Genomic DNA, 13,482 nt, shown 5'->3' with positions numbered 1-13,482 from the left:
CTCCTTTGGTGATTGGGGGAGGGGGCGGTTAGCGCGGCGGCGGGCGCAGGATCAGCTGGTCGCGGGTGTCGGTGCGGACCTCGGTGCTGGTTTCGGTGCCGTCCTGGGCCAGCAGCGTGAGCTTCCAGGTATAGGTGCGGGCCTGGCGGCTGGGCAGGCGCACCTTCCAGTCCTGCGTAAAGGTCTGCGGGTCATCGGTGACCAGCAGCGCGTCACTCTGGTCGAATCTGGGGTCACCAGCAGGGTCCCTGTAGGCCAGGTCCAGCAGGAGAGCGCTCAGGCCCAGCTGAGAGGGAGACGGGCCCAGGTAGCGCACCGCCACTGTCACCACGCCCTGAGCAGGAATGCCGACCACCAGATTGGGCGTGCCTGGTTCCTGCCAGTCGCCCGTATCCAGGCCGCCGTCTTTGAAGACGCGGCGCTCGCGGTAGCGCATCTGGGCGGGTTGGTCGTGCCTCGCCAGGCGCACGCTGAACAGTTCGCGCTTGCCGGGGGTACTCAGGTCCAGGCTGCGGCTGTCCAGCACGTGCCCGTCCTGGCTGACCTCGGTGTCCACGACCACGCTCTGGAGTTCGCCCAGAGGGTCGAGCATGATCACGTCGCCGTTCAGCTGTCCGCCGCGTGGGGCGTCCACGACCACCACATCGCCGGGCTCGCCTGCGCCGGGGTTGGGGAGGTGCAGGGTGGGCAGCGCCTCGCTGCTGCCACCGGTGTAAAAGACGGTCGGTGTGACCTGAAACTGCTCGTCAGCCCCCGCCAGGCGGAGATGCAGCAGTTCAGAGCGGTGCTGGGGACTGAGCGTGATCTGCGCGCTGTCGTCAATCTGCCGGTCCGCATTGGTGTAGCGCACCACGGCGTGAACCTCGGCCACATCGGCGGACAGGCTGGGGGCCAGTTGCAGGGTCACGGGCAGCACGCGCCCCAGCCAGCCCGGATGCACCGCCAGACTGCGGGCCTCTGTGCGAATCCAGCCGGATTCCACGCGGGCGTCTTTCAGGCCAATCCCAAAGCTGCTGCGGTAGTCCGCAATCAGCTTGTACTCGTACCACTGGGTCTGGGCGCTGTCGGCAAAGAACGTGAACTCCTTGCTGTCGGCGCTGCTGCGCAAGATCACCTCGGCGGTGTCTTTGGGGGCGCTGCCGTCTGGGCGCCTGCCGTAGCGCAGTTGAACGGTCAGCTGCACCACCCCCTCGGCGGCAAAATCCACGCCTTGCGCGTTCACATTCAGGTTGATGCGGGCAAAAAATGGGTGGTTCAGGTCCACGACATGCAGGTGGTCACGCAGATCGTGTTCTGAACTCAGAAATTGAATGAAGTTCTGAGGCGCGATGCTCTGGGCCTGTGCACTGACCTGCGAAAGGTTGTAGGTGACGGTGCGCTGCTCCTCCTGCCGAATGTTTTTCAGGACGTAAGCGGCTTGCGGACGGCCCAGGCGGTTCCACACGTCTCCGGCACTTTCGGGGGCGCTGCCGGTTGTTCCAGCTGGACCGGTGCCGCCAGTCGCTCCTGTTCCAGTGCTGGCCGTTCCGCCGGGCCCGGCGGGTCCGGTGGCCCCCACTTCAGGTTCGGTGTGTTCGCGCCCCGCCAGCATGGCCCCGGTGCCCGCCGCCACCGCTGCGCTGGGGCCATGTTGCAGGGCGGCGCCCACCGTTCCTGGCACAGTGCCCGTGGTGGCGGGCACGGCCACCGTGGGGTCCGCCGCCGTGATGGTCTCGCCCCGCACCTTGGGTTCGCCGGGGGTCAGGGACGGCTGAAACAGGGCGCCGGTGGCGAGGTCCTTGACCAGCGTGTCTATGCGGTTCTGGCGCTCGCGGATGGCGGCGGGGTCCGACAGTGCCAGCGTGCGCGCCGTCTCGCGGATGCGGATGTGCTGCTCCTGCTTCAGGTGTTCTACGATGTTGTCGATATCCGCGCGGAACAGCAGCGTGCCCAGCGTGAAGCGGCTGCGCGCATACTCATACGAGGACTTGAAATCAATGCTGATTTCCAGGTCGTAGGCGGGCAAGAGCCCCACATAGTCCAGGGTGTAGATCACCCCCACCGGGCGGGCATTCACGGCGCCGCTCAGCACGCCCATCATGAAGGCTGCGCCGTCCTCGGAGAGCGAGAACGAGAAAATGGCGCGGTTGTCGCCGTCCAGCGAGGGCTGCCCGGCGCCCAGAATATGTTCGACAAAACGTGGGCCCTGCGGCGCGGCGGGGGCGCTGGGCGCCGTTCCTCCATCCGTGGCTCCGGCGCCGCTGTCCTCGCCCAGCCCAATCACGCGCGCCGTACCCCGCGTATAGGGCACTGGGGCCAGGGTCACGTCGTCGCCGTACTGTTCTTTCAGGCGGCCTTCCAGGCGGGGTTTCAGGCCCCCCAGCCCTACGTCCACCACCATGTTCAGAAAGCCGCCCGCCACGTCGTGGCCCGCCTCGCCGCCCTTGCGGTAGCTGAACAGGTCGAACAGCGGCTGGCCGCGCTCCAGGGTGATGTGCGGGGGAAGAGGTAGGTGGTAAAAGCGGCTGGGCTGGTTGGCGTCCTGAAACACCGTGACACCCAGCACCTCCATTCTTGTTTCCAGGTTCAGCATGGGGTCGCGCCTCCGGGCACGGGCCAGAGCAAGAGGACAAAGCGGGCGAACGGAAGCGGGGGCGGTTACAGCGTGCGGGTGGACAGAATCAGCGGCGAGGCCGTCATGTCTTTCCAGGCCGCTTCCCTGGTGCTGCCGTCGCTTTTAAAGGCTGTGGTCTGGAAGCGGTAGTGCAGAGGTTGGCCGGGGGCCAGATTGAGGCTCACGGTGGCCTGTGTGTCCGCGCCTTGCAGCAGCACGCTCTGGGGATCGTCGGTGGGTGGCCCGGCGGCGGGCAGCAGCTGCACCTTGATTTGCAGGGCGTCCAGGCCCACATCGGCCAAGGCCGGGCCGATCAGGCGAATGTCCACGCGCCCCACCCGGTGCGCGGCGGACCCCACGATCAGGGACGGCTCGTCTGTCGCTTCCCAGTCCCCCTCGGTCAGCAGGCCGCTTTCATGCACGGTGACGCGGGTTCGCACGGTCTGGCGGTCCGGGTTCAGCACCGGCCAACTCTGGGTCACGCTGGCAAAGGGGGGATGCAGTTCCACCAGGCGCGTGCGGCGGTAGTTCCCGGCTTCATCGTGGTAATCCAGTTCCACGGTGATCTGCGTGATCTGGTCGGACGCCAGCACAGGTTTAATCAGCAGTTGCCGCTGCGCTGTAAAAGGCGAATCAAGCCGCAGGAGCGGGTCCTGCCGGGCCTGGAGGGGCGTGGTGTAGGTGCCGCCGTCCGTGAAGGCAAAGGTGGCCTGCACGCCGTAGGGCTGAAGCTCGGTGTCCTGGGTCCGCACCTGCCAGCGGCGTGGCGCCGCGTCGGGGCCAGGGGTCAGGCGCACATGCTGGTCCGCCTGGAAGGCACTGGCGAGGTCGGCGCTGGCGGGATAGGTCAGGTGAACGTCCACCTCCTGTGTGTCGGGCGGCAGTCGCCCGGCTTCGACCTCCACGTTCAGCACGCCAAAATCTGCGTAGGGATTGATGAGCAGCGAGCGGCCTGTACCCACGCGTTCGGGCAGGTCGTAGCGCAGGGCGTCGCCGTCCGTCCCGCGCTGCGGCATGAACTCGTAGGTCAGGGTGGCGTGGTAGGTCAGGCTGCGGCGGCCCCGGCGCTTGACGGCGAAAGTTTTGTCCCCGGTGGAATCGGGCCGGAAGATCAGTTCGGCGGTGTCGGGTGGGGGCTGGGCACCGGGCTCCCCATAGCGCAGCTGCACCGCAATCTGTCGCAGGCCCAGCGCCTGCATCTCCTCCCTTGTGGGGCCCGTCACCAGCACGTCCAGCAGCTCGAAAAACGGGTCGTCCAGACTGATCTGGTGGATGTGCTGCGCCAGTTCGGCGGGGTTCAGCAGGACCTTCAGGAAACTCTGCGGAGCGTGGGTGCGTTCTTCCGGGGCGCGCTCGCGGAAGCTGTAGGTCACCTGCTTGTCCTCGTAACTCCGTTTGAGGTCCAGGGTCAGGTTGATGCCGGTCGTCGTGCCCGCACTGCCCAGCCCACCCGGCAGCCCGCCCGGCAGCGGCGGCGTGGTCTGGGGAACCGGCCGGAACATCTCCTGCACAATCCGGTCGCGGAACAGAGACAGCGCCAGTTCCTTACTTCTCTGTGCCTCGTCGCCCACGGCCTGACTGGTCAGCTCAATCTGGATGTCGCCTGTTTCGACGAGGTGGTCTATGCCGGCCTTCACCTCGGCTTTCGCCCAGGCGTAGCCCACGCCCAGCGAGCCGCCAAAATGCTCGAAGACCCGCGAGAGGTTGGCGTGCACTACTGCCTCCACCGCCGGGCGCAGGCCGTAAAACTTCAGGTCGTACACCACGCCCACCGGCGCGGCGCGGTCTTCGTAGAGCCCCTTCAGGAACGCCACGCCTTCCTGCGACAGGCTCAGGGAAAAGATGCTCCGCAGGTCGCCCAGCAGCGCAGGCTGACCGCTCCCCAGAAGGCGTTCTACAAAGCTCACGCGGCCCTTGGTGGGATTGGCTGACGCCGGGTCGGTGGTGCTGTCGGCCGGCGTGGTCATCTGGTCCAGGGCGATGACGCGCACGCTGCCCTTGTGGTACGGAATCCCCGCCAGGCTCACCTGCTCCTGTGGCAGGCCGGCCAGGCCCGCCAGTTCGCCGCGCAGGGCCGAGAGCTGCGCGGCGCTCAGCAAGCACTCGCTGCCCATCGTCAGGAAGCCTGCGCCCAGTTCGTCGGGAATGGTGGTGCCCGCCAGCACCGAATGCTTGAGGTCCACGCTGTACGCCATCAGGTCGAACATGGCCCGCCCGCCAGACCGGGCCAGTGCCGGGTGCGGCGCGGCGTAGTAAAACTGCGAGGCCACCGCGTGATCGCGGAAGACGGTGACACCGGCAATTTCGAAGGCGGGGAGTTCAAAACTCAGCACGGCGGACCTCCAAAAAAGAACGTGTCATACCGATTCAATCCGAGCGGACTCGCAGAGCTGCGCCGCAGAGCGAGTAGGAAAAAACGGGTTCCGGACGTGGAGTTGGTGAAGCAGTGGGGTGCTGCTTGGAGGGCGGAAAAAACGGCAGTCCGTGTCAGGGCTCATCCGCTCACGCTCCGGGTCTTCAGCTGCACCACCAGCAGGTCGGCGTCGCTGGCGGTCCAGGGAGTGCGGGTCACGAAACCGGACTCCTCCACGAAGACGGCGCTGAAAAAGATGGTCTTGACGGGTGGGTCGCCCAGTAACACCTCCCAGGCAGCCGGGGTCAGGGGCTGCCCGCGCGTGAAGGTCAGTTCGGTTTCCTCTCTGACCTGTCCCTGCGGGTCACGGCGCTGAAGCTGCACCCGCACCTCGCGCAAACGGGCGGTGTCCAGTGGGCCGCCCACGCACTGCACCCGCACGGCGCGGCGCTCCACCAGCCGGCGATCAATGACGAGGCGGTCGTCCAGCGTCTCTCGCCACGAGCCTTCCAGCAGCGAACCGGAAGTCGTCAGCAGGGTCAGGCGGTAGCCCAGCGTTTGCGGGCCGCCCTCGGCAATCGGGTAGTCGCGGCGCAGATAGGGTGTGGCGGCGCTGAGTGGGATCTGCTCGTCAAACTGAATGCCGCCAGGCTTATCACGGTAGCGCAGCTGCACAAAGGCGGTGAACACGTCGGCCCAGGGCAGACTGACAAACAGGTTCAGTGGCCGCTTGAACGGCAACGGGTCGGGAACGCTCACGTCGTCGTCCGTCCAGAGCTGCGGCGCAGAGGTGATCGGGCCCCCGGCGGCGTCGGCGCGGTGGTAGGTCAGGGTCACTTGATAGGGCGGCGGGACAAGAGGGCGCCCCTCTGCCGCGAAATACCGGAAACGCCAGCTTCCACTCGGCTGCGCGGCGGACAGCTCGACCCGGCCAAGCTGTGGCGCTGTTCCTGGTTCCCCGTCGAAGCGGAGTTCAGTGGTCACGGTTGGAAACTGCGCAAAGGGAAAACTGGGGGCGGCGCTCACCTGCACCTCCTGCACGCCGTATACCGTGCGCGGTTCCACCACCAGTTCTGCGGCGCGGCCCGGCTGCCAGTCCCCCTGCACGGGCGGGTGCGGCCCGAAGGGGCCGGTGGGGTCAAACTGCACCTCCAGACGGGTCTGGTACAGGCGCGAGAATTGCCCAGCGTCCTGGCCCAGCAGGTTCACGAGGTAGGTTTCTTTTTCTGCGGCGCTGCGCAGGGCGAAGATCTTGCGCGGTTCAGTCGGGGTGCCGCCCCCGTCCATGCGGGCCAGTTCGGCGCGCACCTCGGCCAGTCCGTCGCGGGCAAAGCGGTCTTCGCTGCTCACCTGCACTTCCAGCCGGGGAAAGCCGTCGAGATTCACCTGGGTGACCAGCTGACGGCGCAGAACAGGCCAGTCCGGACGTACCTTGCCCTGCTCGTCCAGACGCAGGCCTCGCAGCAGGCCGCCCAGCGTGCCCTGCGGCAGCACTTCGCGGCGCTCGGCCACCGCTTCGTTCATGCGCGCGGACAGCGTACGGAGTTGCTGGTCGTCCATCACCTTCAGGCTGTAACTGACTCCGGGAATGACCGTGCGGACCAACCCCGAGACCAGCCCACTCACGGCGTCGCCTACAGCATTCGCGGTGGCTGCCGCCGGATTCGCCACCGGGGTAAACAGCCGTTCCAGCACCCAGTCGGTCAGCTGCTGGCGGGCACGTTCAGCAGCGGCCGCCTCGCCCTCGCCGGTTCCGAGCACGGTCACGTCAATCTGCACGCCGCTGTCTTCCAGGGCCCGGCTGATCTGCGTCTGCACGTCAGCGGTCACGTAATACAGGTTGGCCTTCAGCTTCTGCTCCAGGTGGCGGTAGACCCGCGTCCAGTCGGCCTGCACCTTGACCGAGAAACTGGGCCGCAGCCCCGCGAAGGTCAGGCGGTAGGTGGCGATGACTGGCAGGTCGGGGGCGTCCAGCGCCTTTTCCACCAGTTCGGCGGCCAGTTCGTCCAGCACCAGTTGAAAGGTGGCCGTATTGCGGCCTCCCAGCGAGGCCCGCCCGCTGCCCAGAATCTGGATGTTAAAGGGAGCAGGGACGGCAGGTTCTCCAGAGGCGGAGGCGGTGCCCAACGCCACCAGTTCCACCGTGCCAGAGTCGAAGAACACCGTGGAGAGGTGCAGTTCGGTGGGTGGGCGGTTCAGGGTTTTGCCCAGTCCGGCGCGCAGCAGGGCCAGGGCCTCGTCGGGCACCGTCAGTTCGGTGGTCAGGGTGAGCAGGCCGCCCGCGACCTTGGCCCCTCCTGCGCCGCCGCCAAGGTACTGCACGAGCGAGAAGGCCGGGGCGCCGTCCGGCGTGCGGGCCAGACTGGGCGCGGTGGGCAGCACATACCACTGCCTGGGGTCGGCGTGGTCAGGCAGCAGGCTGTACCCGCCGATCAGGTGGTAAGGAGGGGCCAGGGACAGCATCCAGGCCTCACGCGCTGGGCGGCTCAGGCAGGATCAGAAATTCCTGCGTGGCGCCGAGGGGGGCGTGCTGTCCGGTCAGGGGCCGCTGTGTGCCGTCTTTCAGAAAGTACGTCACGTCGTAGCTGTACTCGCGCACAGCGGGACCCAGTGTGACCGTCCAGGTCTGCGGCGCGGCGTCCCGGAACATCAGGGCGGCCTCATCGGCGGCGGGCAGAGCCGGGTCGTGATAACTCAGGCGCACCAGGGCGCGCTTGACGCTGCTCCCCCAGTCCAGGTCGCCGGGGTCCACCTCGACCCGGCACAGGCCGTGCGGGGCGTTGCCCACTTTTAGGGACCCGTCCGACTCCTGGGTCACCCAGCCGCTGTCTTCAGAGGCGCCGTTTTGCAGCAGGGTGGTCTGGCGGAAGCGGTAGCTGCGCCGGGTCTTGTCGCGCAGCATGAAGCGCCACGGCAGCATGCCCGCCTGATCCCTGGAAAAACTCAGCGTGGTCTGCATCCGGTAGCCGTTGGCGGGGTCTTCGTAGTCCAGGTCCACGAGGAGCTGACGCACTTCTTCCCAGTCCGCCAGCGGAAGCACATTCAGGTTGAAGCTGTCTGCAAAAGGCGTGTGAATCGCCAGATTCTGGGCGCCGGGTGCGCCTTCCAGCCAGTCTCCGGTGGTCCGCTGCACGTTCCCGGCGTCATCTTTGAGCACATACGTCACGCGGGAGCGGTAGGCCTGGGTCCAGGGGGCGTAAATCACACGTTTGTAGGTTGCAGCGGGCGTTTTGCCGTCCAGTAGGACGGTTTCCACGGCGTGCGGCACGTTCTGATGCGAGTCGGCATATTCGATCTCGACCTCAATCCCAGTCAGCCTGTCGTCGAACGCGCCCGGCGCCGTGGACAGGTTGATCTCGATAATGCCGGGGTTAGGCACGTTCAGCGTGCAGTGGCGCAGGGTGCTGTCGCGCCCCTCCAGCGTGCTTTTCAGGACGGGGCCAGACTTGTAATTGACCTCGACCTCAACGTGATAGGTGTCTTTGCCCACCGCCGCAATTCGGGACTCGAATTTTTTCGGTTTATTGTCGGTTGCCGTGAACGCCAGGCTGTCGCGCTTGGTGATCCTGGTGCCGTCCGGCCTGACCTGGTCGTAGCTGAAGTGCCCCACCACGCTGTGCACGAAGTCGCCGTACTTGGCGAAGTCGAAATTGGTGTCCACGTCCACCGTCAGGGTGTTGAAGAACCACGGCGCGTTGCCCAAGTCAATCTCGATCAGCACGTCGTCCACCGGCACGCCCAGGAAACTGGGGTTGATCTGTGCGGACGGGTTGTATTGCCGCTTGATCACGTCGCGGTATGACACATTCAGGTCGAAGCGGGCCTGAATGTCCTGTTGCAAGTAGGACATCCACTCACTTTCGCGGTCCTTGTCGGTTTCGATGGTGCCGCCTTTTAGAAAATGCTCCTTGATAAAGGCGTCCATCGCCTGAAAAGCGAAGGCCCGCAGCGATTCCATGTCGTCCTGGCCCAACTCGGCGGTGCCTTTCAGGATTTCTAACTGAATGAGGCCCTGCGACTCCATCGTTTCGGCAATCGAGGTCCGGTGGGCCACCTCGTGCGACTCATCGTTGCCCCAGGTGTCGCTGGAACTCACCTGCTCTTTGGTGTAGCCGATCACCGCTTCCTTGACCTCTTTGGAATCCACATGGCCGCGAATGGTGATGGCCGGGAGGCGCACCGGAAAGGTCAGGTTGTACTCGATGGCCGCGACACTGCCCTGCTTGCGGAGCGCCTCGTAAAACAGGGTGGCGCCGTCGGCGGTCAGTTCCACCGCCAGCGAAGCGGTGTTGTCCCCAAACAGGGACGGCTTGCCCAGGTTCACGGCCTTGATGAATTTGTCGTTTTGCATGATGATCAGCCGGACCTCGCCCTCGGTAAAGTCCACGGGGGCCAGCGTGACTTCGGGCAGGACGGTGGTCGTGGGCATCTCCGAGCGCAGCCGCGATTGCAGCGCCTGCCGGATTTTTACCAGTGTCTGCGGACTCTCCCGCATGACGGTGGTAAAGACCAGATAGCCGCCGCCCGGTTCGGCCCCAGGCCGCTCGATAGCGAACTGGTAGCGCATGAACGTGAACTGTGGTTTGCCGTTCGCGCCGGGCGCGATCACCGGCTTGCTGGGCAGGTAGTAGAAATTGGCAGGATTCTCGTCGTCACGGAAGATCGTGACCCCCTCAATCTCGGCCAGCACAGGAATACTCAGCACAAGTTCGCCTCCTGAACGGAATCAAGGCGCTGGACCGGCGCCCAGCTGCGCCCGGAGACTCAGGCTGATGCGGCGGACCTGGTCCCTGTGACCCTGCCTGGCCGGCTCTGGTTCATCCGAATGCGCCGCGCTCAGTGCATCACGGCACCCGTGATCAGCCCGTGATCTGTGCCGGGCGACTTGGTCAACCGGCCCCAGATGGCGCCGGATTCACGCAGAGGCGTTTGGACCAGAGGGTGCACCCTGCCCTATCTGCCGCAGGTCTGCGCAGCTTTGCTGGCCGTGTCATCGGCCCATCATCCTGGGGCCTCTACCTTGCTGAAACAAGGAGCCGCCATGTCCAAGGATTTGCCCACACTGCCTTCCACCACTGACCCAGCACCCCAGGGCCGGGTGTACGTTCTGCGCATCTGGCACGAGTCTGGGGACCAACCGACAGGCTCCACATGGCGCGCCTCCTGCAGAGAAGGCGCCCTGGGCGAGCGGCGCTACTTCGCCAGCATTGACGAATGTATTGACCACCTGTACGGCGAACTGGTCCGGCGCTGAGCGGCACGCCTGGCAGATTTTTCCTGTCTTGACATGACGCAGGCGACGCCGCTGGTCGCTGTAGCTGACGCGGAGATCTTGCGTTGCGCTTACTCATAGGAAAGGCGCGGTGTTTTTCTGTAAACGGCCTGATCTTGAGTCCTGAACCCTGCCGCTGTTGCGGGCCGTTGGGCAGTCTGGGAACGGATGTCCGAACCGGCACTCTGCTCTGTCGGGCGGTGTTACCGATTGGTTGGGTTGGCCCACGGGCTCTGGTGGCTGTGGGAGAGGTCGGGGCGACTAACGCCATACAGTCTCAGGGCCAACCCACCACCCAGCCTGCCTGGACCTGTAAGCCCTCGTTGGCGTGGCAGATCCAGCAGAGCGTCGTTTCTAACTTTCCTGGTTCAGGGAGCGGAAGTAGCACAGCCACCAGAAGTCAACATTGAACGCTTGCCAGCCACGGACGCTGCCTGTTCCGCCTTTCAACGGACAGCGGTGGATGTACCTCACGCCTGGGCGCCGCTGGGCAACTTTCTAGAGCTAGACGAAGTGAGCCGTTTGTCAGCGGCTCACCCCTGAGAATTGGTCTGGTTAGGCAACGGTCTGAAGAGCTTTAGCGGGCGCTGCTGATGTCGAAGAGCAGGGGCCGACCAGCGCCGTCCGTCAAGCTCAGGCTCTGCGCGTTCACGTTCGCTGGCAGAGCAAAGTAAAAACGCACCCGGACCTCTTCCCCGGCTTCCAGCGTGCCGACGGCCTTTTCGTCACGGCTGGCCTTGAGCAGCATCTGGTTGTATTCGACCCGCTCGCCATCGGCGTCTTTCAGGACTGGCTTAAAGTCTGACCAGGCGTACCGGCTGCCGCGCGGCTCCATGCTCCGCAGGGTAAACGTCGCACTCAGATAGCGCTGCCCGGCTGGCGGGGCTTTGCCGCCCAGCATGTCATTCGTAAACTTCACTTCGTCCAGCCGCACGTCAAAGCGCTCCAGTGAGCGGAAGGCGTTCATGGTGGCTGGTAACTGCGCCAGCGGGGTCGCGCCACTGGCGTCGGCCGGGTCGGCCAGGCCAGCGGCGAGTTTGCGCACCTGGCCGCGCAGGTCGTAGCGCAGCAGGGCGGCCTCCCGCGCCACCATCAGCTTGGGGACCACGCCAGCGGCTGGCACGCGGATGACGGTCATGACCTGCACCTTCTGGGCCGGCTTGAGGTTCAGTTCCAGCCGCTCGCTGGTGCCCTCGCGGGCGACGGCCTGGGCGAAGGGGTAGTTGCGGTCCTGGGCGTCCACGGCTGTAAAAGTCAGGTCGGGCCAGTAGTAACGCACGTCGCGCGACTGCGGGTTGTGAACGGTGTAGTGGAGGACCAGCAGTTTCTCGCCCACTTTGGGAAAGTACACGGTGTTGCCGATAACCACGCGCCCCACGCTGTAGTCGGCGCTCAGGAGCGTGAAATTCAGGGGGCTGGCCTTACCGAGGGTGAAGGTTTCGCCCAGCTTTGCCACCACACCGTCCTGCTGCGTGGTGCCCAGGACAACCCGGGGCGGGGCGGTGGTGGTCTGTGCCTGTCCGGCTCCGCCCAGCGTCAGGGCGGCGAGGAAGGGAAGAAGGCAAAGGGCAGTTGTCTTGGTCATAAGGGTCTCCTGGGTGGCCACGTCGGTCTTGAACTGCCCCCACGGTAGAAAAGAGAGGATGATAGGCGAATGATCGGTCTGGGGAAAGACTGAAGAGGATGTGCTGGCGAGGGAAAGACGTGGGCAGATCAGGTCTGGCGGTTTGCGAAAGCTCTACACGGGTGCTAGGGCAGGCGTCGGCGCCAGGTGTTTAGCCTCCGCACAGGCAATGGCATATCCGTCTGAAGTGCCGTTTGTGCAGTCCACCAACCAGCAGGGGCACACGCCCCGCCCCCGTTCTGTCAATTCGTTCAACGCAGGTCAGAGCTGCCTGTCCAGGACGGCATTGGAGAGCTTGGGACACCTCCGCGTGGGGGTCTGATACGGCTTCCGCTCATTCCCGGAAACCCGTGCTTTTTCCTTCTCTTTACCGTCGGGTCAAACCTATAACTCGGTACAGGGCGAACCAGACTCCATATGCCCAACAGGTGCCAAAAGGCCAGAGCAACACAAAAGCCGCCCAACTCGGGCGGCCTGAAAGGGAAAGATCGTTTACTCCGGGTTCTTGAGGCTCAGTTCCATCGTGATGCCGTAGCGGTCATGGTTGTCGTGGAACAGGGCCAGCACACTGGTCGCAAATTCTTCCTGGTCGTCAGAACTCAGAAGGAGCTGCTGCCGGGTTCCATTCAGGACGTGTACCGCACTGACCCGGTAGCGGCCCAGTGGCACATTCTGCACCCCGTAGCCATCTACGAAAGGGCGCGTAAACGGTGCCGTGCTGCCCATGACATTCGGCCCATCAGGTGTGAAGGTGAAGACCAGGGTGTCGTAATCCAGTTCAACGTTGGAATGCGCGATATACGTGTTGACTTTGCCCGCTGGGGCGTCGCTGGCCTTAAAGGTGAAATCCCGGACGGCGCCCTTCGAGCCGTCAAAGGACGTGTCGTCGTTGGGCTTCAGGCGTGCCTCGAAAGTCTGCTCGCCTACTTTGAGGTTCATGTAGGCGCCGGCGGCCCAGCTGCCGGGCTGGTGGGCCAGGGCCACGGTGTAGCGGCCCTGCGCGTCGGTAACGCCCTCTGCATTCATGTTGTAAAACGCGGTGTGGTCAGCAAAGACCCGCACGCCTGCCAGCGGCTCGCCGGCTTCTGTTTTCACGGTGCCGGTCATGGTCCAGGCGGACACGGCGCCGGGTGCCGTGGGTGCGGGTTGCTGAGGACCGGGCGACGCGGGTGCAGGCTGACTGGTGGCGCTGCCGCCACAGGCCGAGAGGGTGAGCAGGGCAAAGGCGGTCAAAATCAGTTGGGTGCTGCGCATGGGGTTCCTCCTGTGGGCGTCTGGAGCGCCGTTGGTGATGCCTGGACTGTAGGCAGGGATGGATGATGGCCCGATGGTGCGAGAGCGTGGGGCTTCACTGGACCCCGTGCTGCTGGTCAGCACGCGGCTGGAAGTTCTGGGTCACTGGCGGCGGACGGACAGGTCCATCCGGACGCCATAATGGGTTTTCGCGGAACGTGACTGTTGAGGCGGCGGTGGATTCAAACTGTCCCTCAGCCCGCACGTCAACGGGTGCCCGCGTTCCTTCAGGCGCATGTGTGGCCGAGACGCAGTACGTGTCCACTGGCACGTCGGTAACCTTTCCGCCCCTCAGCGTCCGCTTCAAGGAGGCCGCCGATCGGGAGTCCCTGAGGCGTGAAGGTCAG

Annotated in this window: 7 protein-coding genes; 1 reads left to right on the top strand and 6 read right to left on the bottom strand. The window is 65.1% G+C overall.

From position 1 onward, the window contains the following. Positions 1 to 28: 28 nt before the first annotated feature. The 4 genes from K7W42_RS03385 to K7W42_RS03370 all read right to left on the bottom strand — a co-directional run bounded on the left by K7W42_RS03385 (position 29) and on the right by K7W42_RS03370 (position 9,651). Complete coding sequence (locus tag K7W42_RS03385) at positions 29 to 2,572, bottom strand: hypothetical protein (RefSeq protein WP_224572277.1); 2,544 nt, start codon at positions 2,570 to 2,572, stop codon at positions 29 to 31. Between the two features lie 65 nt (positions 2,573 to 2,637). After that, a complete protein-coding gene (locus K7W42_RS03380) occupies positions 2,638 to 4,926 on the bottom strand; it encodes a hypothetical protein (protein ID WP_224572275.1) in 2,289 nt (762 codons plus the stop codon). A 161-nt stretch (positions 4,927 to 5,087) separates the two neighbouring features. After that, positions 5,088 to 7,409 (bottom strand): hypothetical protein, encoded by a 2,322-nt coding sequence (locus K7W42_RS03375; RefSeq protein ID WP_224572273.1) that lies wholly within the window; start codon positions 7,407 to 7,409, stop codon positions 5,088 to 5,090. A 7-nt stretch (positions 7,410 to 7,416) separates the two neighbouring features. Then, the gene (locus tag K7W42_RS03370; protein WP_224572271.1) at positions 7,417 to 9,651 is read right to left on the bottom strand and encodes a hypothetical protein; all 2,235 of its coding nucleotides are present in this window, start codon (positions 9,649 to 9,651) and stop codon (positions 7,417 to 7,419) included. Between the two features lie 336 nt (positions 9,652 to 9,987). On the opposite strand from K7W42_RS03370, the gene K7W42_RS03365 reads away from it, so the two are divergent. Further along, positions 9,988 to 10,200: a hypothetical protein gene (locus K7W42_RS03365; RefSeq protein ID WP_224572269.1), complete on the top strand. Its 213-nt coding sequence runs from the start codon at positions 9,988 to 9,990 to the stop codon at positions 10,198 to 10,200. A 595-nt stretch (positions 10,201 to 10,795) separates the two neighbouring features. Here the strand turns inward: K7W42_RS03365 and K7W42_RS03360 are convergent. Continuing rightward, on the bottom strand, positions 10,796 to 11,803 hold the full coding sequence (locus K7W42_RS03360) for a hypothetical protein (RefSeq protein ID WP_224572267.1): 1,008 nt from the start codon (positions 11,801 to 11,803) through the stop codon (positions 10,796 to 10,798). Between the two features lie 531 nt (positions 11,804 to 12,334). Beyond that, positions 12,335 to 13,096: a peptidase associated/transthyretin-like domain-containing protein gene (locus tag K7W42_RS03355; RefSeq protein ID WP_224572265.1), complete on the bottom strand. Its 762-nt coding sequence runs from the start codon at positions 13,094 to 13,096 to the stop codon at positions 12,335 to 12,337. Positions 13,097 to 13,482: the final 386 nt, after the last annotated feature.

It is taken from the genome of Deinococcus betulae (assembly GCF_020166395.1).
GTDB lineage: Bacteria > Deinococcota > Deinococci > Deinococcales > Deinococcaceae > Deinococcus > Deinococcus betulae.
This window is presented reverse-complemented; position numbering and strand designations above follow the sequence as displayed.